We start from the raw sequence: 25,652 nt of genomic DNA on the forward strand, positions 1-25,652 counted from the left end.
CTATGGACTAAAGATAATATATTTCGCATAAATGTGTCACTTTTGATACACTATTACTAATTACATACTAGATGTAGAAAGTTTTACAATAGAGAGGAGTTCTACAATGTCAGAACAGAAAAAAGTTTATACACTCGATTGGGCTGGACGTACGCTAACAATCGAAGCCGGCCAACTTGCAAAGCAAGCTAATGGTGCTGTGCTCGTTCGTTATGGCGAAACAACAGTACTTTCTACGGTGACTGCTTCTAAAAAGCCGAAGCCTTTAGATTTCTTCCCCCTAACAGTAAATTATGAGGAACGTATGTACTCAGTAGGTAAAATTCCGGGTGGATTTATTAAGCGTGAAGGGCGTCCTTCAGAAAATGCGGTATTGACTAGTCGATTAATTGACCGTCCAATTAGACCTTTATTCCCAGACGGCTTCCGTAATGATGTTCAAGTTATTTCACTTGTTATGTCTGTAGATCAGGATTGTTCATCTGAGATTTCGGCAATGATCGGTTCTTCATTAGCTCTTTCCATTTCGGATATTCCATTTGATGGTCCGATTGCAGGTGTTCAAGTAGGTCGCATCGATGGAGAATTCATCGTTAATCCTACACCTAGCCAACTTGAAACATCTGAAATTGATTTGGTCGTAGCAGGAACAAAAGATGCAATCAACATGGTAGAAGCAGGAGCTAAAGAAGTGACTGAAGATATCATGCTAGAAGCAATTATGTTTGGTCATGATCAAATTAAGAAATTAGTCGAATTCCAAGAAATGATAATAGCTGAAATCGGTAAGCCAAAGTTTGAGATTGAGTTATTCGAATTGGATACAGACATCAGTAAAGAAGTGAAAGATCGTTGTGAAAAAGAATTAATAACAGCGATACAAACTGAAGAGAAGCATGCACGCGAAGAAGCGATCAATGAAGTGAAAGCATCCGTTCTTGAGCATTATACAGAAATCGAAGCAGATGAAACTACAATCAAGCAAGTGAAAGCAGTTCTAGAGCAAATGGTGAAAGATGAAGTACGCCGTCTGATTACAGTCGACAAAGTACGCCCAGATGGCCGTGGACTTGACGAAATACGTCCATTATCTTCTGAAACGGGTCTACTACCTCGCTCTCACGGTTCCGCATTATTCACACGTGGACAAACGCAAGTGCTAAGCGTATGTACATTAGGTGCGCTTGGTGAAAACCAAATTATTGATGGTATAGGCTCAGATGAGTCTAAGCGCTTCATGCACCATTATAACTTCCCAAACTTTAGTGTTGGGGAAACAGGACCAATTCGTGGTCCTGGCCGTCGTGAAATTGGTCACGGTGCGTTAGGAGAGCGAGCGTTGCAGCCTATGCTTCCGGATGAAGTAGAATTCCCTTACACAATGCGTCTCGTTGCAGAAGTATTGGAGTCTAATGGTTCTTCTTCACAAGCATCGATCTGTGCCTCTACAATGGCTATGATGGATGCTGGCGTACCACTTAAAGCACCAGTAGCAGGAATTGCTATGGGCTTGATCAAAAAGGATGAAGATTATTCTATTCTGTCGGATATTCAAGGAATGGAAGATCATTTAGGCGATATGGACTTTAAAGTAGCAGGTACAAGTAAAGGTATCACTGCACTTCAAATGGATATTAAAATCGACGGATTATCTCGTCAGATTTTAGAAGAATCTCTTGCGCAAGCAAAAATCGGCCGTATTAAAATTCTTGATCATATGTTGACAACAATTTCTTCAACACGTGAAGAATTGTCTGAATATGCACCGAAAATTATAGTGATTCATATTAAACCAGACAAAATCCGTGATGTAATCGGACCTGGCGGTAAAGTAATCAATAAAATTATCGAAGAAACTCAAGTGAAAATCGATACAGAGCAAGACGGAACGGTTTACATCTCGTCACCAAACTCTGAAATGAATGAGAAAGCTAAGAAGATGATTGAAAATATCGTACGTGAAGCAAAAGTAGGCGAGTACTACTTGGCAAAAGTTAAACGTATTGAGAAATTTGGCGCATTCTTAGAAATCTTCCCTGGCAAAGATGGTTTGCTTCATATTTCTGAAATTCAAGAAGCACGCACGAAAGAAGTGGAAGATGTACTTAAATTAGATGATGAGCTATTTGTAAAAGTAATTGAAATCGACAGACAAGGTCGAGTCAATCTTTCACGTAAAGTAGTCATTCTAGAAGAAAAAGAAAAAGAACAAGCTAGCAAAGAGTAATCAAATGAATTATTCAAAAAGCCTCTTCCTGCACAAGTTGCGGCGAAGGAGGCTTTTTGTACTTTACATAAGGAGTGAAGTCTATGATACAAAAGTATAATTGTTCAAATGGTGTTCGTATTATTCATGAAAAGATGCCCCATGTACAGTCCGTAGCGATCGGTATTTGGGTACATGCAGGTTCAGCAAATGAAACAAAAGAGCAAGAGGGAATCGCTCACTTTATAGAGCATATGCTATTTAAAGGAACAGATACAAGAAGTGCGCGAATGATTGCCGAACAATTCGATCAGATTGGAGGCGATCTTAACGCGTTTACTTCTAAAGAAATGACTTGCTATTACACTACAGTTTTAAGTCATCATGCCTCATACGCACTGACTGTTCTAGCTGATATGTTTTTCCATTCAAAGTTTAAAGAAGAAGAGATGGAAAAAGAAAAATCCGTCATATTAGATGAAATTTCTTCAGTTGAAGATATGCCTGACGAAGATGTAGATGAAAGATTATGGGAAGCAATGTTTCCGGAAGATCCAATTGGAAGACCGGTAGGGGGACGAATCGAAACCATCAAGTCTTTCACAAAAGAAATGGTTGAACAATTCATGGTGAAACACTATCGACCTGAAAACTTGGTCATTTCGATTGCGGGAAATTATGATGAACGATTGATTAAATTGATTGAAGCAAACTTTGGAAATTATCAAAGCAAGGAACAAGCTCCTGTTTTATTGCATGAAGAAAGAGTTCCGAATTTCACTGCTCAACAAATTATCAAAGCAAAAGATATTGAACAAGCTCATGTCTGTTTTGGTTATCCGTCCTTACCTTCTACTCATGATAAAATTTATGAGTTAAGTTTATTCGATAGTATACTCGGGGGAACCATGTCTTCTAGATTGTTTCAGGAAGTCCGAGAAAACCGTGGACTGGCGTATTCGGTATACACCTATTATGCTGCATATGAAAACGCTGGTTCCTTTGTGATTTATTGTGGAACTTCTCCTGAGAACTTCGAAGAAACCTATCGTACAATCGATCAAGTTATAGGTGAAGTGCTGCATGATGGTTTGACAGATAAAGAGTTAAGAAATGCTAAGGAACAGCTAAAAGGTAGCTTTGTGCTCGGTTTAGAAAGTTCTGAATCACGCATGTATAGAAATGGTCGCAATGAATTAGTGCTTGGTAAGCATCAAACAATTGAACAAGTGGTCAATCATATTGAAAACGTTGAAAAGCGAAGTGTCTATCGACTTGGCCAGCAAATGTTAGAAAGTAAACGCGCCACATCAATTATCGCGCCTAAAACCAATATTCAGCAATTTAAAAAACTACAGAACTAGTCGACTTCTCACTTCCTACACATAAGATGATAGAGATCTAATATGAAGGAGGACTTCCATGCGATTATCTGAGCTGGCACAAAAAGAGCTGATACAAGTAGAAGAAGGTATGAGATATGGCTTTCTAGCAGAAACAGATTTACTTTTTGACCGTAAAACTGGAGCCATTATTGGATTTGAAATCCGCAAAAAGTTAGGAAAAACACTTTTTCGGCAAAAAGATCAGGATATTATCGAATACATTCCGTGGCATGAAATTGTGTTGGTAGGCGAAGATCGAATTTTATTTGGAAAAACGCATGAACTAAACAAAAAGGAGGTAGAAGGCTATGACTAAATGGCTTGTAGTAGGCACAGATCAACGGTTGCGGATAGCGAATGAACTATTAGTGGAATCGGGAATTGACAGTGTGTATATTTCAACGGATACCTTTGACGACCAGTTGAAGAAGATTCTGTTAGAAACAAAGCCAGATTGTCTTCTACTTCCATTGCTGTCGATGAAACAAAGCATACCCATCGAATATTTGAAAGAAGGCTCTTCTGTTTATTCCGGCAATACGTCTGCGGTATGGAGACAAGAGCTAGTTGAAAAAAGCATTCGACATACTAATTATTTGGAAAAAGAACAGTTCATTTGGAGAAATGCTCAATTGACTGCAGAAGCCTTCGTCCATATTTTTTATGAGCAAACGAAGCGGCAAATTGCAGGTAAGCATTTTTATATTGCGGGATTTGGAAGGGTTGGCAAAGCAATTGCGCATACATTGCACCAATTGCAAGCTACTGTTACTGTAGTTGCCCGTTCAGAAGAACAGTTAGCAGAAGCGGGAGTACTAGGTTATAACACGCTGCAGCTGAATGAAACGACTATGTTCACAAACGGCTACTTAGTGAATACGGTTCCAGCCCAGTGGCTAGATATAAAACAAAGTGGTTCTGTGCCTGTTTTTGATGTGTCTTCAGCACCTGGGTGCCTAAAGCAGGGAGATTCCTCTGAATACTATACAATACACCTCAAATTGCCTGGGAAGCACTTTCCTAAGGACGCGGCAGCTGTCTTGGTTGACGCGGTTTTGAGAATGAGTATAGACGAAAGGGGAACTAAATGCTCAAAGGAAAACGAATCGGATTAGGAATCACTGCTTCACACTGCACGTATGACCAATTACTTCCAATGATTCATTCTTTACAAAAAGAAGGAGCGATCGTTGTTCCAATCATTACACATTCAGTCCTCCATGCTGCTACACGTTTTGGTACAGGTGAAGAATGGATCAAACGAATAGAAGAGGCGACAGGAGAGAAAGTAGTGACGAGTATCGTTGAAGCAGAACCATTCGGTCCGTCCAATCCACTTGACTGCATGGTTATTTCGCCACTTACAGGTAACTCAATGAGTAGATTCGCTAATGCTGCTACTGATTCACCAGTATTGATGGCAGCAAAAGCGACTTTGCGAAACGGAAAACCGGTAGTACTCGGAATTTCGACTAATGATGCACTAGGTCTCAATGGCATGAATCTTATGAAGTTATTAAATATGAAACATGTCTTTTTTATTCCGTTCGGTCAAGATGACTGTATAAAAAAACCGAACTCTTTAATATCGGACTTCTCATTACTACCTACTACTGTGGCTTCTGCAATAAAAAGCAAACAATTGCAACCCTTACTAATAATTCATAATAATGCATGAAAATAGATTTTTAAATACCGCAAAATATGTTATAATTCGTTCAATAACAATTAACGAGACGTGGACATTACCAACTGTCCCAAATAATACTTGTTAATCATTGAAAGGAAGATATAGATGAAGAATGTTAATGTTGCAATTGTCGGCGCAACGGGAGCGGTAGGAACAAAAATACTTGAGAAATTGGTGGAACGTAATTTTCCTGCAACTTCGATTAAGTTACTTGCATCCAAACGTTCTGCAGGCAATGAAATCAAAGCAGGTGGAAAAACGTACATTGTACAAGAAACGACACCGGATGCTTTTGAAGGTATTGACATTGCATTCTTTAGTGCAGGTGGGAGTATCTCTGAAAAGTTTGCACAAGATGCAGTGAAAAGTGGAGCAGTAGTAATTGATAATACAAGTGCATTCCGTATGGACCCTAACACACCGCTCGTAGTTCCTGAAGTGAATCCTCAAGAATTACAGAATCATTCAGGAATCATAGCGAACCCAAACTGTTCTACAATTCAAATGGTAGCAGCACTTAAGCCTATTAAAGATCAATATGGTCTTAGCAAGCTGATCGTATCTACTTATCAAGCAGTTTCAGGCGCTGGTGTTGAAGCAATAGAAGAATTGGAAGAGCAGAGCAAACAGTTTGTGAATCGTAGTGAAATAGAAGCGGAAGTATTACCTTCGGCTTCAGCAAAGAATCATTATCCTATTGCGTTTAATGCAATTCCACAAATTGACTCATTTGACGAGTCTGGCTATACATTGGAAGAACTAAAGATGATCAATGAAACGAAGAAAATCTTTGGTGATCAAAATATGGCAGTTGCAGCTACCTGTGTCAGACTTCCTGTTGTGTCTGGACATTCGGAATCAGTTTATATTGAAATCGATCAAGAGAATGTCACGGTTAAAGATATCCAGTCATTGATGGAAAATGCGCCGGGTATTGTACTTCAAGATGATCCAGCTTCACAACTATATCCGATGCCACTTTATGCAGAAGATAAGGATGAAGTATTTGTCGGAAGAATCCGTAAAGATCTGGATAACCCTAAAGGCTTCCATCTCTGGATCGTATCCGATAACTTATTAAAAGGTGCTGCACTGAACTCTGTACAAATCGCTGAGGCACTTATCAAATAAATCGTATAGGCGAATCAAGAATGCTAATGAAAAGGAATGATCTATGTGCAACTTGGAAATATAGGAACAGCAATGGTCACTCCTTTTTCTCCTGACGGTATGATTGATTACGCTCAAACAGCAACTCTGCTTGAGCATTTGATTGCGAATGGGACAGATTCTGTCGTCGTCAGTGGTACGACGGGTGAGTCACCCACGCTTACTGTCACTGAGAAGAAGGAATTACTGGATTTTGTAGTGAAAGTAGTGAATAAGCGTATACCTGTAATTGCAGGTACAGGGTCAAACAATACAGCTGAATCAATCGAGCTGACGAAGGCTGCTGAGCTATCAGGAGCTGACGGGATCATGCTTGTGACGCCTTACTATAATAAACCTGACCAAAAAGGTATGTATGCACATTTCTCAACGATTGCGCACGTTACGGCATTGCCTATTTTGCTTTATAATATTCCAAGTCGCTCCATCGTCAATTTGCTTCCTGAAACTGTTATAGCATTATCAAAAATCGATAATATCAAAGCGATTAAAGAAGCAAGTGGAAACTTAGAGCAAATGGCGGAAATCATTGAAGGAACCGCTGATGATTTTGAAGTATACAGTGGTGATGATGGATTGACATTACCTTTGCTTTCAATTGGCGGTAGGGGGATTATTTCAGTTTCTTCACATGTTGTAGGCAATGAAATGCAGAAAATGATCCAAGCTTTCCAAAATGGTAACACAAAAGAAGCCGCTGACATTCATCGTTCATTATTACCGGTATTTCGGGCATTGTTCTCAACGCCAAATCCAGTACCCGTAAAATATGCGTTGGAAAAGATAGGCGTAGCAACGGGTGGTGTTCGGTTACCACTTGTTGAAATGGACGCAAGTGAAGCGGCAATGATTGACATTGCACTTGAAAATTTTGAAAAAAGAACACGGATTCTGTAATAAACAAAAGCCGGACGACCAATCCGGCTTTTTTTGTTTGTACAGAACACCTACTATCTCGTATAATGGGGTTTAGTCGTTGTGGGCGGGAATAGAATATAGGAGGAAACAATGTGACGAAAATACAAAATGAATTAATTAGAGTGATTCCACTAGGTGGAGTAGGAGAAGTCGGGAAGTCCATGTACGTCGTTGAAATTGACGATGAACTATTTATTATGGATTCCGGATTAATGTTCCCTGAAACGGAAATGCTAGGTATTGACTTCGTAATACCTGATATGACATATCTGGAAGAAAATAAAGATCGGGTCAAAGGAATCTTCCTAACGCACGGTCATGAAGATGCAATTGGATCAATTGCATACTTATTACAAAAGGTACAAGCACCTGTCTACGGTACAAAGTTGACATTAGCGTTAGCGAAAGAACATTTGAAGAAAATGCCAGCACCATCTAATGTTCGATTCTTTGAAGTGACAAGCAAAAGCCGCATGAACTTCAAGCGCACGCATGTGACATTCTTTTACACAACTCACAGCATCCCTGATTCTCTAGGGATTGTATTCCACACAAGTGAGGGCGCAATCGTCAATACAGGTGAGTTTAAATTTGACCAAGCAGCAAAAGGCAAATATCGCCCTGATTTTGCGAAAATGGCTACACTTGGTGAAGAAGGCGTCTTTATCTTGATGTCCGATTCCACAGAAGCAGAGCGTCCAGGTTATACGACATCTGAATCTGTGATTGTAAAACGACTTTCTAAAACGTTCCACGAAGCACAAGGTAGAATTTTAGTGGCGTTGTATGCATCTAACTTTATACGGATTCAACAAGTACTAGATCAGGCGGCAGCTAAGAAAAAGAAAGTTGCAGTTGTTGGTAAAAGTTTGGAGAGCTACTTTGAAGTCGGATTGAAATTAGGTTATTTACAAGTAGAAGAAGATGTAGTCATTCCAGTGAAAGACATGGAAAAATACGATGATCAAGATATCGTTATTATTGTAACGGGTAACCAAGGTGAGCCACTTGATGCTTTGGAGAAAATCGTTCGTAAACATCATAGAGAAATCAATATCAAAAGTTCAGATACGGTATTGATCACATTCACACCTTCTCCTGTCATGGAAACTTCCATGTACAAGATGATGAATGAACTAGCTAAAGCTGGAGCGACTGTACTGACGTCCACACGCAATGTACACGTATCCGGTCACGGTTCAGCTGAAGATTTGAAAATGATGCTCAACTTGATGCAACCGAAATACTTTATTCCAATTCAAGGTGAATACCGTATGTTAATTGCACACTCCAAACTTGCTCAAGAAGTGGGTCTACCTAAAAACCGCATCTTCATCGCGGATAAAGGAGACATCGTTGAATTCAAGAACGAAAAGCTTCGTATGGCAGGTAGAGTTCAGGCGGGCAATGTTTTGATTGATGGTATTGGTGTAGGAGATGTAGGAAATATCGTATTGCGCGACCGCAAGCTCTTATCACAAGATGGAATCTTTACAGTCGTTGTAACTTTGAATAGAAAACAAAAACGAATTGCAGCAGGTCCTGAAGTGGTATCTAGAGGCTTTGTGTATGTTCGAGAATCGGAAGAGTTGTTTGAAGAAGCGACGAAATTGATTACGAAGATTGTTGAGAAATATGTGAATAAAGAAACGTTTGAATGGACAAACATTAAACAAGAGATCCGCGAAACATTAAGTTCGTATTTATATCAGCAGACAAAACGTCGTCCGATGATTATTCCAATCATCATGGAATACTAATCTATACCGTTTGTTGACGATTTAAATAACAATTGGATTTCCATGCCTTCCTGGCTGGAAATCTTTTTTTCAGAAAGGGGGTTGGCAAATGGCAAAAAAACGAGCTAAAAAGAGAGCACCCGCTAAGAAAAAACAACAGAAAAATCAGCAAAGTCAAATGCAACCGCTCTGGTTTGAAATACTTGGTGTTGTATTGATTGGTATTGCGATAATTATGATCTTTGAATTCGGCATCATAGGCCAAGGTTTATCGGCATTTTCCCGATTTTTATTAGGTAATTGGTATGTAGCATTGCCATTTTTGATTATAGTGCAAGCCTTGATCTTTATGGTTAAGAGACAGATCGGTGGATATAAGCACCGAATAGTTATCGGCTGCTTATTTATTTTAGGAAGCATGTTGCTATTCAGTCATGTACATTTATTTCAAACATTGTATGAAAGTAAAGTATTGATGTCGAATTCTGCACTTAAGGAAACATGGAAAGTCCTCATTACCAATGATGGGATCCATGATCAGACAGGGACGCTCGGTGGCGGCATGCTAGGCGCTGTGCTGTTCGCGATGTTTTATTCATTAGTGGATTCCTCGGGTGCTACTGTGGCGGGCGTGTTGCTACTGCTCATTGGTATTATCCTTTTGACAGGAAAAGCGCTGATTCCGTTTTTGGTGGAGCAAACACCTATCTTTATTGGTGATATAAAAAAGAAGTGGGCAGCTCGTGAAAAGAAAACTGTTAAGTCTCCTGAAGAAAAGAGAAAAGAAAGTGCTCGGACCAATAGGAAGAGTAAGCCTAAGGTAGAAAAGACTGCTGAAACGCAAACGGTTCAAGAGTATATTGAACCTGCTAGTGAACCGATTATTTCTAGTTTTACAGCAAAAATAGAAAAAGCCGCAGAACCGCAACATACAGAAGAATTAAAAACACAAGCAAATGAAGCACCTGCGATAGATCCTAAAGATCCTGCAGCAGATTATCCAGTAATGGGTGGAGAACAAGAAAATGAAGCGTATATTTTACCATCAACTAATCTACTAGAGCCCCCTGTAACAAGCGATCAATCTGGTGAATATGATTTGATTCAGGCGAACGCAAAGAAACTAGAGAAAACGTTCTTGAGCTTTGGAGTTAAAGCGCGCGTGACACAAGTCCATCTGGGACCAGCAGTCACCAAATATGAAATTCTGCCTGATACGGGTGTGAAGGTAAGTCGTATCGTTAGTTTAGCAGATGACATTGCATTGGCATTGGCGGCTAGTGGCATTCGTATTGAAGCACCTATCCCTGGTAAATCAGCGGTTGGGATTGAAGTGCCAAACAATTCTGTGGCAATGGTTAGTTTACGTGAAGTGCTTGAATCAAAAGAAAATAGTCCACCGGGTGCCAAGTTACTTGTAGGTTTAGGCCGCGACGTGACAGGACAAGCGATGATGACTGAACTTAATAAGATGCCACACGTATTAATTGCTGGGGCAACGGGTAGCGGTAAGAGTGTCTGTGTCAACGGTATAATTATGAGTATCATCATGCGAGCAAAACCGCATGAAGTGAAAATGATGATGATTGATCCCAAGATGGTGGAGCTGAATGTCTTTAACGGGATTCCACATTTATTGGCACCGGTAGTCACAGATCCAAGAAAAGCGGCCCAAGCATTACAGCGTATTGTGTCTGAGATGGAGCGTAGGTATGAATTATTCTCCCATACAGGTACTCGAAATATTGAAGGGTATAACAATCACATTGAACAATGGAATGAAGATCATGACGAGAAACACCCACGCATGCCGTATATCGTCGTCATCGTCGATGAGCTGGCAGACTTAATGATGGTAGCGTCAAGTGATGTTGAAGATTCCATCACGCGTCTGGCACAAATGGCAAGAGCCGCGGGTATTCATTTAATTATCGCTACACAGCGTCCAAGTGTGGATGTGATCACGGGTATCATCAAAGCAAATATTCCTTCTCGGATTGCATTTGCCGTATCATCCGCCATCGATTCACGAACTATTCTAGACGGCGGCGGTGCAGAGAAGTTATTAGGCCGTGGAGATATGTTATTCCTACCTGCTGGCGCTTCAAAACCGACACGTATACAAGGAGCATTTGTATCAGATGAAGAAGTAGAAGCGGTTGTGAATTTCGTGATCGAGCAACAAAAAGCTCAGTATCAAGAAGAAATGATTCCAACTGAAGTAGAAGTTGTGGCACCGCATGAAGAAACTGACGATTTATATGATGAGGCGGTACAAATGGTAGTAGATATGCAAACTGCTTCCGTCTCCATGATCCAGCGGCGGTTCCGTGTCGGCTATGCCAGAGCTGCACGTATTGTGGATCAAATGGAAGCACGGGGAGTCGTTGGACCGCCTGAGGGCAGTAAACCAAGACACGTACTACTCACTAAGTCTGAGTTCGAAATGTAAGGATTCATTCGTCTTTATTTTGATTAGTCAAAGTTATTCGTGATTATGGCTAGATATTTCCTTCTACCTAAGTAAATGTTATAGTGAAGGTAGAAGGAAATTATCATTTTGGGCTATTGAAATAGAGTGTGACATTCAATAGTAAGCAGAACAGAAAGCGTTATCATACTATGTAACGTGCAAGGTAATGGAATTTTGAATAGTCTAATCAAATGATTATTTTTAAAACGAGATTCCAGATATAAAGTAATGTTGCGGGGTATAAGACGTATAGCGTCCTAACATAATACCAAAATTATCAAGGGGAGGTCATTATTGATGAAAAAAAGAAAGTTTGGTCTAGCAATGTCTTTGGTGCTAGCCGCAGGTACGATGTTAGCAGCATGTGGCTCTGACGATAAAGGCAAAAACGATGCAGGTGAAAAGCCAGCAACGGGAGATAGCGGTGAGAAAAGCGAATTCTCAGTTGCTATGGTTACTGACGTTGGAGGTATCGATGATAAATCATTCAACCAATCTGCATGGAAAGGTGTAAGAGAATTCGGGGAAGATCAAGGATGGGAAAAGGGAACTGGTGGATACGATTACCTTCAGTCAACTGGCCCAGAAGATTATACAACAAATCTAAATAACTTGGCTCGTCGTGATTTCAACTTAATTTACGGAGTAGGTTTCTTGATGGAAGATGCAATTGAAGATATTGCAGCTCAACAAAAAGATACTCAATTCTCAATTATTGATGGTGAAGTAGATGCTCCAAACGTAGCTAGCATCCTCTTTAAAGAACAAGAAGGAGGATACTTAGCTGGGGTGGCAGCTGGATTAATGACAAAGTCAGATAAGGTTGGTTTCATCGGCGGTATGGACAATCCTGTAATCGAGCGTTTTGAAGCTGGATTTCTTGAAGGCGTAAAAGCAGTGAAGCCTGAAATTAAAGTAGACTCAAAATATGTAGGTGCGTTTGATAAAGCAGAACTTGGTAAAGCTGAGGCAGGCCGTATGTATTCTTCAGGCGTAGATATTATTTTCCACGCTGCTGGTGGAACAGGCAACGGTGTATTCTCAGAAGCAAAAGAGCGTAAGCAAGCAGATAAAGATGCATACGTTTGGGTTATTGGTGTAGACTCTGACCAGTATGAAGAAGGTAAAGTTGGAGATGACAACGTTACACTAACATCTATGTTGAAGCGTGTTGACGTAGCAGTTAAAGACATTGCTGATCTTGCAATGGCTGGTAACTTCCCAGGTGGGGAAACAAAAGTATATGGTCTTCAAGATGATGGTTTAGGTCTTGCTGATTCACGTGGAGCGATTCCACAAGACGTGCTGGATCAAATTGATGAACATGCACAAAAAATTGCAAATGGTGAAATTGAAGTACCTGAGTTTGTAGAAAAGAAGAAATAAGGTCATTAAACAGATGAAGGCCGGTTTCATATCCGGCCTTCATTTCATTAAGTTAATAAAATAAAGGTTCTTAGTATTTGCTCTGGAACTTTTATTTTATTAATTTCTAAGATTAATAATAAAATATACTAAATAATATCGACAGGCTATTTATTAATAAATAGCAACGCTTTCAACTTTTCATATAGGGGCTTTATCACGTATTATTGAAGATAAGAATTGTGCTGTTTTAATTTATTGAATTCTATTATGGGCAAGGAAGTGATTGGGATGGATTATGTAATTGAGATGCTAGATGTTTCAAAAAAGTTCGGGAATTTCTATGCAAACGATCATATTACATTACAACTGGAAAAAGGCGAGATTCATGCATTGCTAGGTGAAAACGGTGCTGGGAAATCTACCTTAATGAACGTATTATTTGGTTTATATCAACCGGATGGTGGCGAAATTCGTGTTCATGGCGAAAAAGTAGAAATCACTGATCCAAACGTAGCAAATGATCTAGGAATTGGGATGGTGCATCAGCATTTTATGTTGGTGGAGAATTTAACTGTTACCGAGAATATTATTTTAGGCAGTGAACCAACTAAATCAGGGATTATCAACATTAAGGATTCCGCGAAAAAAGTTGCGGATATTTCCAAGATGTATGGACTTGACGTTGATCCGTACGCCAAAATAGAAGATATTTCTGTAGGTATGCAACAACGTGTCGAAATTCTGAAGACGCTTTATCGTGGGGCAGATATCTTAATATTTGATGAACCTACCGCATCATTAACACCTCAAGAAATTGATGAATTATTGAATATCATGAAAAAACTTGTAGCAGAAGGAAAATCAATCATCTTGATCACCCATAAATTGGCGGAAATTATGAACGTTTCAGACAAAGTAACTGTCATCCGCAAAGGTAAAGGAATCGGTACTGTTATCACATCAGAAACGAATCCCGAAGAGTTGGCGACGTTGATGGTAGGACGTCAAGTCACATTTAAAACGGAAAAAGGTCCATCCAATCCGACTGAAGAAGTATTAAAGATAGAAAATCTACAAGTAAATGACTACCGAGGTGTTGCCAAGTTAAAAGGCCTTAACCTTTCTGTACGACGTGGTGAAATAGTGGGGATTGCCGGCATTGACGGTAACGGTCAATCCGAATTAATCGAAGCAATTACTGGATTGACGAAAGTGAAAAGTGGAAATATTTATATTAATGAAGAAGATGTAACCAATAAAAAGCCAAGAAAAATTACAGAGACTGGTATTGGACATATTCCTCAGGACCGTCATAAACATGGGCTTATATTAGACTTTTCAGTTGCATATAATGCTGCTCTTCAATCGTATTATCATGAACCGTTATCTAAAGGCGGTATTATGAATTATAAAGTTGTTAATAAAAAAGCGGAAGAACTAATCAAGGAATTTGATGTAAGGACTCAAGGTACACACGAATTGGCGAGAGCGTTATCCGGAGGAAATCAGCAAAAGCTGATCATCGGAAGAGAAGTCTTGAGAAATCCAGACTTACTGATTGCCGCATTACCAACACGTGGTTTGGACGTTGGTGCAATTGAGTTTATTCATCGTCGTCTGATTGAACAACGTGACAGTGGAAAAGCGGTTTTACTCATTACGTTTGAATTAGATGAAGTCATGAACGTCTCTGATAAAATCGCAGTTATTTATGATGGAACTATTGTAGGCACGGTAATTCCGCAAGAAACTACGGAACAAGCATTAGGGTTGATGATGGCAGGCCATTCAAAAGATGTTGCTGAGAAAAAGGTACTAGCTGCTACGAAGGATGGTGATGAACATCATGTCGAATAGAGTGATCAATATACTGGTCCCAGTGATTTCGATCTTTTTAGGACTCTTGGTAGGCGCGATCGTGATGCTGATCAGTGACTATAATCCAATCACAGGCTATATTGCATTATGGAATGGTATTTTTGGTGATTCTTATGCGATAGGTGAAACGATTCGTCAGATCAGTCCATACATCCTTGCAGGGCTTGCAGTAGCATTCGCATTTAGAACTGGACTTTTCAATATTGGAGTAGAAGGACAATTGATCGTAGGTTGGTTTGCTGCGGCTTACGTAGGGATGGCATTTGAACTTCCCAAAATTATTCACTTACCATTCGCGCTCATTGCGGCAGCAGCTGCAGGAGCATTATGGGGACTAGTACCGGGTATTTTAAAAGCTACATTGAAAGTACATGAAGTTATTGTCACTATTATGATGAACTATGTTGCCTTACATGTGGTTAACGCATTAATTAAAACACTTTCCGGTGGTGGATTCAAATTGGAGCGTATCCATGAATCAGCCTCACTCCGGTCAGAGTTCTTATCTAATCTAACGGACTACTCCACATTGCACTACGGAATATTTGTAGCTCTGGCTATGGTGATCGTCATGTGGTTCATTTTAGAGAAAACTAAAACTGGATTTGAATTGAAGTCTGTTGGGTATAACGAACACGCAGCGCGCTATGCTGGGATGAGCGCTAATAAGAATATTGTTCTCGCAATGGTCATCTCTGGCGCGTTCGCTGGACTTGGTGGTGCAATGGAGGCACTTGGTACGTTTGGTAACATGTCTTCAATGGGCGGCTTTACAGGGATCGGTTTTGATGGAATTGCCGTAGCCTTGCTTGGAGCAAATACGCCACTAGGTGTCATCTTCGGTGCAACGTTATTCGGCTCATTGAAATATGGAGCAAATAATATGCCGAATGAGGCAGGAATTCCTGTAGAAATCGTTTCGATTATTATTGCATTGGTTATTTTCTTTGTAGCCTGCGGATACATCATCCGTGTAGGACTCATACGTTTACGTAATAAGAAGGAGGCGAAGTGACATGTTAGACGTATTATATTTCATCATACCTATAACAATTGCTTCAGCAGCCCCTCTTATTTTTACAGCAATTGGCGGTGTCTTCTCTGAACGATCCGGTGTTATCAATATCGGTTTGGAAGGTCTTATGATCATGGGTGCATTCATCGGTATTCTGTTCAATCTATTTTTCGCGGATACCTTTGGCGCTTGGACACCTTGGCTCGCATTACTTGTTGCTATGCTTGTTTCAGCACTATTTGCAACACTTCATGCAGTAGCTTCTATCTCCTTCAGAGCGGATCAGGTAGTTTCAGGTGTTGCGATAAACATGTTAGGTCTTGCCATTGCATTATTTTCCGTGAAAATGATTTTTGGTAAAGGACAAACAGATTTCATTCAACAAAAAATTCCTAGATTTAACGTGCCGTATTTGGAAGATATTCCGATTATCGGACCGATGTTCTTCAAATTAGTATATGGGTCTTCTATTATAGCGATTGCTACTGCAATTATCGCATGGTTCGTAATTTACAAAACACCGTTTGGTCTACGTCTGCGATCTGTAGGAGAACATCCTATGGCTGCAGACACAATGGGAATTAAAGTAACGAAAATACGCTATATTGCAGTTATTATTTCAGGTGGACTGGCGGGAATTGGTGGAGCAGTTTATTCACAGACCATCACAAATGATTTTGGGCATGCGACTATCAATGGTCAAGGGTTCATGGCTTTAGCTGCAATGATTTTTGGAAAGTGGCATCCGCTGGGTGCAATGGGAGCCGCGTTATTCTTCGGATTTGCCCAGGCACTTGCGATTAGTTCGTCAAGTATTAAGTTACTAGCTGATATTCCAGCAGTTTATTTCCACATCTTCCCTTACGTCTTGACTATACTAGCTCTTGCTGGATTCCTTGGAAAAGCAAAAGCACCGAAAGCACTTGGTAAGCCGTACGTTAAAGGAAATCGATAAAAGTTATAAAAGCTATCTGGAGACGCATACTCTTCAGATAGCTTTTCTAAGTTTGTTATAGAAAGTTTTTAGTTAAATGTCCTGAAAAGTCATGTGGATTTAAGATAAAGGCAAAGTACGCCTTTATTTTTAAGTCCTCCAGTGCCTGTCGAGGCTAAACAGCGCTCTCAGCACCAACAACATCCGGCTGAATGGTGGCAGCTGCTCGGATCACTTCAGATGTAAAGATAAAGGCAAAAGGCGCCTTTATTTTTACATCTTCCAGTGTCTGTCGCAGCTAAACGCCACCATCAGCACTAGAAAGAGTTGTATCATTTTCCAAATGGCGGGCTTAAATGTATAGTGAGACTAGGATTACATATAATAAGGTAAACGAGGTGTTTGTATGTTCAATAAAACAAAATTACAAGATGGCGTACATTTGTATATACGGAAAACGGAACAGTTCAAAACGGTTAATGTGACAATTAAGTGGAAAGCACCACTGGATCAGCAGAAAGCTTCTGAACGTACGGTGTTGGCGAATGTGATGGAAAATTCAACGAAGCAGTATCCAACAATGAGTTCCATGCGCAAAGCACTGGACGAGTTGTACGGTACGGTATTATTTACTGACGTTTCGAAAAGAAGTTCGCAGCATATAGTTTCGCTTTATACAGAGTGTGTAAACGATGAATTTTTTGCAGGCGAAGATATCTTTAAGCAATTATGGCAATTAATTCGTTCTGTAGTGTTCGATCCTAACGTAACGAATAAAGCATTTGATCCGGATGTCACGGATAGAGAAAAACGCAATGTCCGCGATCGGATTCGTTCTATTTATGACGACAAAACGCGCTTCGCTCAGAAGCGCATGCTTGAAATCATGAGACCTAATCATCCTGCATCTATTTCTGCTTACGGCACAGAAGAAGCTGTATCTCAAATTACAAAGGAAAGTCTTTATACTACATACGAAGATATGATCAATAACGATTTGATTGATATTTATGTAGTAGGAGATGTAGATGAAAAATATATTATTGAGCAAATTAAGCAATTCCTACCGTTTACTGCACGTGATGCAGAAGAGCAACTGGATTTACCTGAAGTAAAAGTGTCGGATTCAGTGAATACAATTAGAGAGCAGCAAGATATGAAACAAGGTAAGCTTCATCTTGGATTCCATACGCCTGTTTCTTTCCATCATCCTGACTATCATAAGATGCAAATAACAAACGGTATTTTCGGTGGCTTCGCTCACAGTAAATTGTTCATGAATGTGCGGGAAAAAGAAAGCATGGCATACTATGCGAATAGTGCATTTGCTTCGCATTACGGTATAGTCTACGTCACAGCAGGTATTGATGCGGACTTGGAAGAGAAAGCTGTAAAACTAATTCTTGAGCAACTGACCTCACTACAGAATGGGGAAAGTACAGAAGTGGAACTGAATCAAACAATCGCTCTTCTTGAAAATAGTATTTTGAGCGCAAATGATTCGGCTCGTAGTCAGATTGAAATTTATGATCAATATAAAGAATTGGACGAGAACTTCACTGCAGATCGACTTATCGAAAAGTGGGAATCCGTCACATTGGAAGATATAAAGGACATGGCGAATACAGTTCAATTAGAAATTGTGTATTTGCTTTCAGGTAAGGAGGATGTTTCCGAATGAAAGAAGTAAATTTTGATCAACTACAAGAGAAAATCTACACTGAAACATTAGATAATGGTTTGAAAGTAGTTATTCTACCGAAGCGTGGATTTTCTAAAACATTTGTAACGTTCACAACAAAGTATGGATCTATTGATCGTACGTTCAAACCGCATGGCAAAGACGAATTTATCACAGTGCCTGATGGTATTGCCCATTTCCTTGAGCATAAGATGTTTGAAAAGGAAGATGGAGATGTATTTCAGAAGTTTGGCTTAAACGGCGCTTCTGCAAATGCTTATACTACATTTGGTAGAACTGCTTATCTGTTTTCTGCAACGAATAAACTAAAAGAAAATACAAAAGTATTACTTGACTTCGTTCAACAACCATACTTCACAAAGCAAACTGTCGATAAAGAAAAAGGAATCATTGCCCAGGAAATCACTATGTACGACGATCAGCCTGATTGGAGACTATATTTCGGTACAATTGAAAACCTTTATGAAAACCATCCCGTGAAAATCGACATTGCGGGTACCGTTGAGTCTATTCAGGACATAACAGCTGAACATTTATACACTTGCTATGAGACGTTCTATCATCCATCCAATATGTTGCTGTTTATCGTGGGAGCAGTAAAACCCGAGGAAATGATGGCATTTGTCAAAGAAGATCAAGCGCAAAAATCATTCGATCAACCTGAAGCAATCGAACGCCAATTCCCATCCGAATCGAAAGAAGTGGATGTGCCTGAACGTACTTTGACGATGGATGTTTCAAAACCTAAGTTGAATATCGGTATGAAATGTACCGAGACAGAGCTACAGGGCCAAGAAATGCTTGAAATGGAATTGTCAGCAAACCTCGTACTAGATAGTTTATTCGGTCGTACATCTGCATTTTATGAAAAAGCAAACGCGGAAGGTTTAGTGGATGAATCGTTTTCATATGAATTCTCTTTGGAAGAAGGATATGGTTTTGCAATGGTTGGTTCCGATACAGATGAGCCGGAGCGCTTGGAAGAATTAATTCGTCATACCATTAAAGATGCAAAAACAAATTGGCCAGTGCAAGAAGAAGATTTGGATAGAATGCGTAGAAAGAAAATCGGGCAATTTATGCGCTCTTTAAACTCCATTGAATTCATCGCGAATCAATATACACGATATGAATTTAATAATATGAATTTATTCGATGTGGTACCAACTTTAGAAAAACTATCAATGGATAAGTTAAAAAAGGCATTTGCCACGTTCTCTGATGACAGTAGCTATACAATTTTCAAAGTATTACCACCTAAGACTCAATGAACCAGTCAAGATTTGCACTCGTTTTAGGAGCATCTGGCGGCATAGGGGAAGTAATTTGTAAGCAACTGGCAGAAGCGGGTTGGTCTTTGTATTTACATTATAATACAAGAAAACATCAGGTGGATGTATTGAGAACAGAGCTGGAAGAGACATATCCGGATCAGCAATTTCGCAGTGTGCAAGCTGACTTCAGAGAGGCTGAAGCCGCTGAAAAACTGGCAGCGAGCATTCTAAGCATTCAAGCGATCGTTGTAGCTAATGGTCAAGCTGTCGTAAAATTATTATCAGATACGAGCGAAATGGATATGCTGGAATTGTGGCAAGTTCATATGCAGAATCCAGCACGATTAATCGCGTTGTTATCCGAAAAACTGCGTAAGCATGAAGTTTCCTATATTACGTTTATTGGCTCAATTTGGGGAAGTGCAGGTGCAGCTGGCGAAGTAATGTATTCCGCAGTTAAGGGTGCACAGCATGCCTTTGTTAAAGCGTATGCGAAGGAAGCTGCATATTCTGGTATACGAGTGAATGCGATTGCACCAGGATGGATCGATACCCGTATGAATCAGGAGTTTACTGCGGAAGAGCGGCAGATGGTACTGGATCAGATTCCGCTATTGTCAGTCGGAACACCGCAGGAAATAGCGAATATGGTGGAATTTATGCTGAGTGGTAAAGCAGATTATATGACAGGTGAAATTATTCAAATAAATGGTGGCTGGTATATCTAAGGCCTTGGGAAAGGGACGATACGTGATGTCCTTTTCTTTTTTTCTTTTCATCACTCTAGCAATCCGCTATTATAGAACTAAGTGCAGCCTTGTGCATTCTGGAAAAAAGTAGTTTTATGAAGGAGTGTGTTGAATGGGAGAATGGTATGTCGAATATGAGTTGCAAGTCAATCGCCCTGGATTACTAGGGGATATTGCTTCATTACTCGGTATGTTGCGAGTCGATATTGTAACCATCAACGGGGTGGATGGAAGATACCGCGGTATGCTTGTCCACACTGATCATGATCAACAAATTAAACGTTTCGAGTTGATTGCTTCTACTATGGATGCGATTGTCATCCATAAGATTAGAGAACCGAAATTACGTGATGTATTGGCTGTTCGTCATGGACATTATATTCAGCGCGGTACCGAAGACCGAAGAACATACCAATTTATAAGAAGCGAGCTTGGGATTTTAGTGGACTTTTTGGCGGAGATTTTCAAACAAGATGGCCATAAGCTAATTGGCGTTCGAGGAATGCCGAGAGTAGGTAAAACAGAATCTGTAGTGGCGGCAAGTGTGTGTGCCAATAAAAAATGGGTGTTTTTATCCTCCACAATGATTAAGCAAACAGTTAGAACGAGTATGATGGGAGATGAGTTTTCGGATGATAACATCTTTATACTAGATGGTATCGTAACACGAAAAACATCAGATGAACGTCATATGCAATTAGTACGCGAAATTATGGGCTTGCCTACGATTAAAGTTGTCGAACATCCAGATATGTTTGTGAAGCAATCGGAATATACAATCGATGACTTTGATATAATCATAGAGTTACGGACTACAGTAGATCAGGAAATCACATACGACATTCTGGAAAAGAATGATCCTATTTCTAACCGTAGTCCTATGGGCGGCTTTAATATGTTTAATTGATTTGAGATGAATTGGGTAGGTGTTGAATTTGATCGGAATAGGTGCTCGTTTGAAAGAAGCGAGAATATCAAAAGGATTGACGCTGGAAGATTTGCAAGACAGTACGAAAATTCAACAGCGTTATCTGTTAGCAATTGAAAATGAAGAATTTCAAGTCATTCCAGGGGCTTTCTACGTTCGGGTTTTTATTAAACAGTATGCAGAATCGGTGGACTTGAATGCAGAGGAAATACTGACTCTTTATCAAGACGAGTATGAAACTGCTGTACAAGAAGAGCAAGAGAAAGTTGTGCCAGCAACTATGCAACGTAGTGCAGGTTCGAAACAGAATAACACATTAAAAGAGGCAATGCCGAAAATTATTGTTGCACTATTTATCATTATGATTTTTGTTATTGTTTATACATTGTTAAAAGACAAAGCAGCAGATCCAGCGATGGATGGTGACTCATTGGGGTCGAATTCAAATGTGGTAACGGATCCACAAACAGATCCTGTTGAAATCGAAAAACCAAAACAACCGTTCGAACACGCTTCCACTTCGGGAGAAACGTCTATATACAAATTGTCTGATTCTGAAACTATCAAATTAGTCATTAAGACTACGGGTAATTCTTGGATTTCAGTAACGGATCAAAATGGAGAAGAACGAATGCCACAACCAGCTGGTGCCCGTGTATTACAAGAAGGCGAAACAATTGAAATTGAAGCAAACGATGCAGAAAGTTTGAGAATCCGTGTTGGGAATTATGAAAACGCAGAACTGACAGTTAACGGTCAGCGAGTAGATTATCCAACAGATCTCGTTCCACAAAACATCGTATTAAAAAAGCCATAGAAAAATAGTCATCTCAAGGGGTGACTATTTTATTGTTAATAAATGGACTTAATCGTTAGAAAGGTGGACATGTAATGAATTTACCAAATAAAATTACGCTCTCCAGGGTCTTTATGATTCCTATTTTCATCCTGTTTCTTGCAGTTGATTTTGGCTGGGGAATGATTCGTCTCGGGGGAGTAGAAATGCCTGTCGAACATTTGGTAGGCGCAATTATCTTCATCGTAGCGTCGACAACTGACTGGTTAGATGGATACTTAGCCAGAAAAAACAACTTAGTAACTAATATGGGTAAGTTTTTGGATCCATTGGCAGATAAATTACTGGTCTCAGCCGCTTTTATTTTATTAGTGGAAATGGGCACAGCCCCTGCATGGATTGTCATCATTATTATCAGTAGAGAATTTGCGGTAACAGGATTACGTTTGATTTTAGCAGGTGGCGGGGAAGTAGTAGCTGCCAACCAGTTAGGTAAAATAAAAACAGTGGCGCAACTATTGGCAATTTCTTTTCTTTTATTGCATAACATTTTCTTCGAAGCACTGGGCATTCCGTTCGGAACTATCATGTTGTATATTGCATTAGTATTTACTGTATGGTCAGGTGTAGATTACTTCGTTAAAAATCGTAAAATTTTAGTCGAGTCAATGTGAGGAGAGTAATGTATTCATGAAAGCAGAAATAATTGCAGTAGGAACAGAGCTTCTATTGGGACAAATCACGAATACCAACGCACGATTCATATCAGGAAGATTGGCTGAGGCTGGAATTGATGTATATTATCATACCGTAGTAGGAGATAATCCTGAACGCTTGTCCCAGTCGATCAAACTGGCGCAACAACGTGCAGATATCCTCATATTTAGTGGAGGGTTAGGTCCGACTAAAGATGATCTCACGAAACAAACTATTGCACATGAATTAGGTTGTGAACTGGTATCTAACGAAGAAGCGATGAAAACTATTGAAGAATATTTCGATCATGTCGGGAAAGTAATGACAGAAAATAATAAGCAGCAGGCTCTCGTTTTAAAAGGATCTACGGTATTGCCGAATCGTAATGGTATGGCTCCGGGTATTGCTATTGGCAAGGCAGATAAGCAGTATATTTTGTTACCTGGACCACCTCACGAAATGGAACCTATGTTTGAACATGAAGCGATTCCGTACTTACTTGGTGTGTACGGTAAACAGGACATAATATCCTCTAAAGTATTGAAATTGCAAGGAATTGGTGAGTCTGAATTGGAAGTGCGTCTCCAGTCTTTATTAGAAAAACAGACAAACCCTACCATCGCACCGCTCGCTTCACCAGGAATGGTTAAGTTGCGTATTACTGCAAAAGCCAAAACGGAAGAAGAAGCTCAAAAATTGATTTCACCTGTAGAGCAGGAAATCCGTGCTATTGTAGGGGAGTTTATCTATGGTGTAGATGATGATACACTGGCTTCCAAAACAACTGAATTATTGCTGCAAAATGACTGGTCAATTTCAGCAGCGGAGAGTTTGACTTCGGGGATGTTTATGGCGGAACTTGGTTCACAACCGGGAATTGGAAATGCGCTAAAAGGCGGCGTTGTAGTTTACAATAAAGAGATGAAAATCGAGCAATTGGGTATCTTGTCGTCGTTGCTTGATTTTCACGGCGTGGTTAGTTCCGAATGTGCAGAAGCAATGGCCGAAAGTATCAAGGAGAGATGTTCAACTACTATTGGAATTAGTCTGACAGGTGCAGCTGGTCCTGAACCACATGATGGTCAGCCACCAGGTACCGTTTGGATCGGCATTGCAATAGAAGGAATGAAGACGGCATCTTACAAGCTTCAATTATCAGGTTCACGTAATACGAACCGTATGCGTTCTGTACAGTTCGCATTACATTATTTAATTCAGATGATGAGAGAGAAAAAAGAATTGAAGTATTGAATTTCCAAGTCGATTTAGCTACCAAAATTCAATTCATCCTAGTATTTTGTATCTTTTTTTCAATTCCTTTTATTAATTTATCGAATACCCGTTCGTTTAATTCTTGTGTATTGTATTGAAAAAAGGTATAATAAGAGTAGAAAAAGAGTTTGAGGAGGAATTGTAATTGAGCAATCGTAAAGCGGCTTTAGATATGGCGTTAAAACAAATAGAGAAACAATTTGGTAAAGGTTCTGTCATGAAAATGGGTGAAAAGACAGATCTTCAAATCGATACATCATCATCAGGTTCATTAGCACTGGATGCGGCCTTAGGAATAGGTGGATATCCACGCGGACGAGTAATTGAGATATATGGCCCAGAGAGCTCAGGTAAAACAACTGTATCTTTGCACGCAATTGCAGAAGTACAAGCAAGTGGCGGTACAGCGGCATTTATTGACGCGGAACATGCGTTAGACCCTGTCTATGCACAAAAGCTAGGAGTTAACATCGATGAATTATTATTATCTCAACCCGACACAGGCGAGCAAGCTTTGGAAATCGCAGAAGCTCTTGTACGTTCAGGTGCAGTAGATATCGTCGTAGTGGACTCAGTAGCTGCTCTTGTACCTAAAGCTGAAATTGAAGGTGAAATGGGTGACGCACACGTTGGTTTGCAAGCTCGTTTAATGTCACAAGCCTTGCGCAAACTTTCTGGTGCAATTAATAAATCAAATACGATTGCAGTATTCATCAACCAGATTCGTGAAAAAGTAGGCGTGATGTTCGGTAACCCTGAAGTAACACCGGGTGGACGTGCACTGAAGTTCTATGCTTCCGTTCGTCTTGAAGTTCGTAGAGGCGAAGCAATTAAACAAGGTAATGATATTATGGGTAATAAGACAAGAATCCGTGTTGTGAAAAACAAAGTCGCACCTCCATTCCGTACGGCAGAAGTAGATATTATGTATGGTGAAGGAATTTCAAAAGAAGGTGAAATTCTAGATCTAGGTTCAGAATTGGAAGTAGTACTAAAAAGCGGTGCTTGGTATTCTTATGAAGGTGAGCGTTTGGGACAAGGCCGTGAAAACGCGAAACAATTCTTGAAAGAAAATCTAAAAATGCGTGATGAAATTGCAGGGAAGATTCGTGAATCATATGGTTTAAATGCTACAAACTATGTGATTGCAGCGCACGGTGATGATGAAGATGAGCTTGATGACTTACTATCTCTACCAGAAGAGAAGTAAGTTATGCATGTAAACCGCCAATTTCTATTGGCGGTTTTTTTATGAAGTTGAACCAATGCAATTTTATATAGAACTACATAAGATAAACTAATTCTTTTATAAAACCAACGCACTACAAAGCACATTAAATTCTAGGTTCGACGTATATAATCACCATCTACTTGTTTTACATATTTTCTGCTTTCCGGGAAAATTAATGGTCATTTAAATGAATCAAGGGAAATGAAAGTGGAAAGACTCAGTTAAACA

General features: G+C 39.8%; 21 protein-coding genes. All 21 read left to right on the forward strand.

Annotated elements, in window-relative coordinates; all coding sequences use genetic code 11:
* Positions 1 to 106 precede the first annotated feature (106 nt).
* Entirely contained in the window at positions 107 to 2,227 is a 2,121-nt protein-coding gene (gene pnp, locus CSV69_RS03145) for a polyribonucleotide nucleotidyltransferase (protein WP_085428683.1), read from the forward strand.
* A gap of 83 nt (positions 2,228 to 2,310) precedes the next feature.
* Positions 2,311 to 3,570, forward strand: coding sequence for a M16 family metallopeptidase (locus tag CSV69_RS03150; protein ID WP_099624519.1), 1,260 nt, complete (start codon positions 2,311 to 2,313; stop codon positions 3,568 to 3,570).
* Between the two features lie 58 nt (positions 3,571 to 3,628).
* Complete coding sequence (locus CSV69_RS03155) at positions 3,629 to 3,907, forward strand: YlmC/YmxH family sporulation protein (protein ID WP_099692677.1); 279 nt, start codon at positions 3,629 to 3,631, stop codon at positions 3,905 to 3,907.
* Positions 3,900 to 4,706, forward strand: coding sequence for an NAD-binding protein (locus CSV69_RS03160; protein ID WP_099692678.1), 807 nt, complete (start codon positions 3,900 to 3,902; stop codon positions 4,704 to 4,706). The genes CSV69_RS03155 and CSV69_RS03160 overlap by 8 nt, the downstream gene beginning before the upstream one ends.
* Positions 4,679 to 5,269, forward strand: a complete 591-nt coding sequence (locus CSV69_RS03165) for a dipicolinate synthase subunit B (protein WP_085428687.1) — start codon at positions 4,679 to 4,681, stop codon at positions 5,267 to 5,269. The genes CSV69_RS03160 and CSV69_RS03165 overlap by 28 nt, the downstream gene beginning before the upstream one ends.
* Positions 5,270 to 5,386: 117 nt before the next feature.
* Positions 5,387 to 6,412 carry an aspartate-semialdehyde dehydrogenase gene (gene asd, locus CSV69_RS03170; protein WP_085428688.1) on the forward strand — a complete coding sequence of 342 codons (1,026 nt, stop codon included), beginning with the start codon at positions 5,387 to 5,389 and terminating at the stop codon, positions 6,410 to 6,412.
* A 36-nt stretch (positions 6,413 to 6,448) separates the two neighbouring features.
* Complete coding sequence (dapA, locus tag CSV69_RS03175) at positions 6,449 to 7,348, forward strand: 4-hydroxy-tetrahydrodipicolinate synthase (protein ID WP_085428689.1); 900 nt, start codon at positions 6,449 to 6,451, stop codon at positions 7,346 to 7,348.
* Between the two features lie 113 nt (positions 7,349 to 7,461).
* Positions 7,462 to 9,129, forward strand: coding sequence for a ribonuclease J (locus CSV69_RS03180; protein ID WP_085428690.1), 1,668 nt, complete (start codon positions 7,462 to 7,464; stop codon positions 9,127 to 9,129).
* Between the two features lie 88 nt (positions 9,130 to 9,217).
* On the forward strand, positions 9,218 to 11,560 hold the full coding sequence (locus CSV69_RS03185; protein WP_099692679.1) for a DNA translocase FtsK: 2,343 nt from the start codon (positions 9,218 to 9,220) through the stop codon (positions 11,558 to 11,560).
* Positions 11,561 to 11,878: 318 nt separating this feature from the next.
* Positions 11,879 to 12,967: a BMP family lipoprotein gene (locus CSV69_RS03190; protein ID WP_085428692.1), complete on the forward strand. Its 1,089-nt coding sequence runs from the start codon at positions 11,879 to 11,881 to the stop codon at positions 12,965 to 12,967.
* A 270-nt stretch (positions 12,968 to 13,237) separates the two neighbouring features.
* Positions 13,238 to 14,806 carry an ABC transporter ATP-binding protein gene (locus CSV69_RS03195; RefSeq protein ID WP_085428693.1) on the forward strand — a complete coding sequence of 523 codons (1,569 nt, stop codon included), beginning with the start codon at positions 13,238 to 13,240 and terminating at the stop codon, positions 14,804 to 14,806.
* Positions 14,796 to 15,842 (forward strand): ABC transporter permease, encoded by a 1,047-nt coding sequence (locus tag CSV69_RS03200; protein ID WP_099692680.1) that lies wholly within the window; start codon positions 14,796 to 14,798, stop codon positions 15,840 to 15,842. The genes CSV69_RS03195 and CSV69_RS03200 overlap by 11 nt, the downstream gene beginning before the upstream one ends.
* Position 15,843: 1 nt before the next feature.
* Positions 15,844 to 16,797 (forward strand): ABC transporter permease, encoded by a 954-nt coding sequence (locus CSV69_RS03205; RefSeq protein WP_085428695.1) that lies wholly within the window; start codon positions 15,844 to 15,846, stop codon positions 16,795 to 16,797.
* A 385-nt stretch (positions 16,798 to 17,182) separates the two neighbouring features.
* Positions 17,183 to 18,457 carry an EF-P 5-aminopentanol modification-associated protein YfmF gene (yfmF, locus tag CSV69_RS03210; protein WP_099624523.1) on the forward strand — a complete coding sequence of 425 codons (1,275 nt, stop codon included), beginning with the start codon at positions 17,183 to 17,185 and terminating at the stop codon, positions 18,455 to 18,457.
* Positions 18,454 to 19,749, forward strand: coding sequence for an EF-P 5-aminopentanol modification-associated protein YfmH (gene yfmH / locus CSV69_RS03215; RefSeq protein ID WP_085428697.1), 1,296 nt, complete (start codon positions 18,454 to 18,456; stop codon positions 19,747 to 19,749). The genes yfmF and yfmH overlap by 4 nt, the downstream gene beginning before the upstream one ends.
* The gene (gene ymfI / locus CSV69_RS03220) at positions 19,746 to 20,480 is read left to right on the forward strand and encodes an elongation factor P 5-aminopentanone reductase (RefSeq protein ID WP_099692681.1); all 735 of its coding nucleotides are present in this window, start codon (positions 19,746 to 19,748) and stop codon (positions 20,478 to 20,480) included. The genes yfmH and ymfI overlap by 4 nt, the downstream gene beginning before the upstream one ends.
* Before the next feature lie 133 nt (positions 20,481 to 20,613).
* Positions 20,614 to 21,408 carry a DUF3388 domain-containing protein gene (locus tag CSV69_RS03225; RefSeq protein WP_085428699.1) on the forward strand — a complete coding sequence of 265 codons (795 nt, stop codon included), beginning with the start codon at positions 20,614 to 20,616 and terminating at the stop codon, positions 21,406 to 21,408.
* 28 nt (positions 21,409 to 21,436) lie between these two features.
* A complete protein-coding gene (locus tag CSV69_RS03230; RefSeq protein ID WP_158232598.1) occupies positions 21,437 to 22,246 on the forward strand; it encodes a helix-turn-helix domain-containing protein in 810 nt (269 codons plus the stop codon).
* 74 nt (positions 22,247 to 22,320) lie between these two features.
* Positions 22,321 to 22,899, forward strand: a complete 579-nt coding sequence (gene pgsA / locus CSV69_RS03235) for a CDP-diacylglycerol--glycerol-3-phosphate 3-phosphatidyltransferase (protein ID WP_085428701.1) — start codon at positions 22,321 to 22,323, stop codon at positions 22,897 to 22,899.
* A gap of 16 nt (positions 22,900 to 22,915) precedes the next feature.
* Positions 22,916 to 24,172: a competence/damage-inducible protein A gene (locus tag CSV69_RS03240; RefSeq protein WP_099692683.1), complete on the forward strand. Its 1,257-nt coding sequence runs from the start codon at positions 22,916 to 22,918 to the stop codon at positions 24,170 to 24,172.
* Between the two features lie 166 nt (positions 24,173 to 24,338).
* On the forward strand, positions 24,339 to 25,403 hold the full coding sequence (recA, locus tag CSV69_RS03245) for a recombinase RecA (RefSeq protein ID WP_085428703.1): 1,065 nt from the start codon (positions 24,339 to 24,341) through the stop codon (positions 25,401 to 25,403).
* Positions 25,404 to 25,652 lie beyond the last annotated feature (249 nt).

Source organism: Sporosarcina sp. P26b (assembly GCF_002743245.1).
Lineage (GTDB): Bacteria > Bacillota > Bacilli > Bacillales_A > Planococcaceae > Sporosarcina > Sporosarcina ureae_C.

What these genes read in the sequence shown, in the direction of transcription:
- pnp (WP_085428683.1), top strand. Translation starts at nt 107, where the DNA reads ATGTCAGAACAGAAAAAAGTTTATACACTCGATTGGGCTGGACGTACG.
- CSV69_RS03150 (WP_099624519.1), top strand. Translation starts at nt 2,311, where the DNA reads ATGATACAAAAGTATAATTGTTCAAATGGTGTTCGTATTATTCATGAA.
- CSV69_RS03155 (WP_099692677.1), top strand. Translation starts at nt 3,629, where the DNA reads ATGCGATTATCTGAGCTGGCACAAAAAGAGCTGATACAAGTAGAAGAA.
- CSV69_RS03160 (WP_099692678.1), top strand. Translation starts at nt 3,900, where the DNA reads ATGACTAAATGGCTTGTAGTAGGCACAGATCAACGGTTGCGGATAGCG.
- CSV69_RS03165 (WP_085428687.1), top strand. Translation starts at nt 4,679, where the DNA reads ATGCTCAAAGGAAAACGAATCGGATTAGGAATCACTGCTTCACACTGC.
- asd (WP_085428688.1), top strand. Translation starts at nt 5,387, where the DNA reads ATGAAGAATGTTAATGTTGCAATTGTCGGCGCAACGGGAGCGGTAGGA.
- dapA (WP_085428689.1), top strand. Translation starts at nt 6,449, where the DNA reads ATGATCTATGTGCAACTTGGAAATATAGGAACAGCAATGGTCACTCCT.
- CSV69_RS03185 (WP_099692679.1), top strand. Translation starts at nt 9,218, where the DNA reads ATGGCAAAAAAACGAGCTAAAAAGAGAGCACCCGCTAAGAAAAAACAA.
- CSV69_RS03190 (WP_085428692.1), top strand. Translation starts at nt 11,879, where the DNA reads ATGAAAAAAAGAAAGTTTGGTCTAGCAATGTCTTTGGTGCTAGCCGCA.
- CSV69_RS03195 (WP_085428693.1), top strand. Translation starts at nt 13,238, where the DNA reads ATGGATTATGTAATTGAGATGCTAGATGTTTCAAAAAAGTTCGGGAAT.
- CSV69_RS03200 (WP_099692680.1), top strand. Translation starts at nt 14,796, where the DNA reads ATGTCGAATAGAGTGATCAATATACTGGTCCCAGTGATTTCGATCTTT.
- CSV69_RS03205 (WP_085428695.1), top strand. Translation starts at nt 15,844, where the DNA reads ATGTTAGACGTATTATATTTCATCATACCTATAACAATTGCTTCAGCA.
- yfmF (WP_099624523.1), top strand. Translation starts at nt 17,183, where the DNA reads ATGTTCAATAAAACAAAATTACAAGATGGCGTACATTTGTATATACGG.
- yfmH (WP_085428697.1), top strand. Translation starts at nt 18,454, where the DNA reads ATGAAAGAAGTAAATTTTGATCAACTACAAGAGAAAATCTACACTGAA.
- ymfI (WP_099692681.1), top strand. Translation starts at nt 19,746, where the DNA reads ATGAACCAGTCAAGATTTGCACTCGTTTTAGGAGCATCTGGCGGCATA.
- CSV69_RS03225 (WP_085428699.1), top strand. Translation starts at nt 20,614, where the DNA reads ATGGGAGAATGGTATGTCGAATATGAGTTGCAAGTCAATCGCCCTGGA.
- pgsA (WP_085428701.1), top strand. Translation starts at nt 22,321, where the DNA reads ATGAATTTACCAAATAAAATTACGCTCTCCAGGGTCTTTATGATTCCT.
- CSV69_RS03240 (WP_099692683.1), top strand. Translation starts at nt 22,916, where the DNA reads ATGAAAGCAGAAATAATTGCAGTAGGAACAGAGCTTCTATTGGGACAA.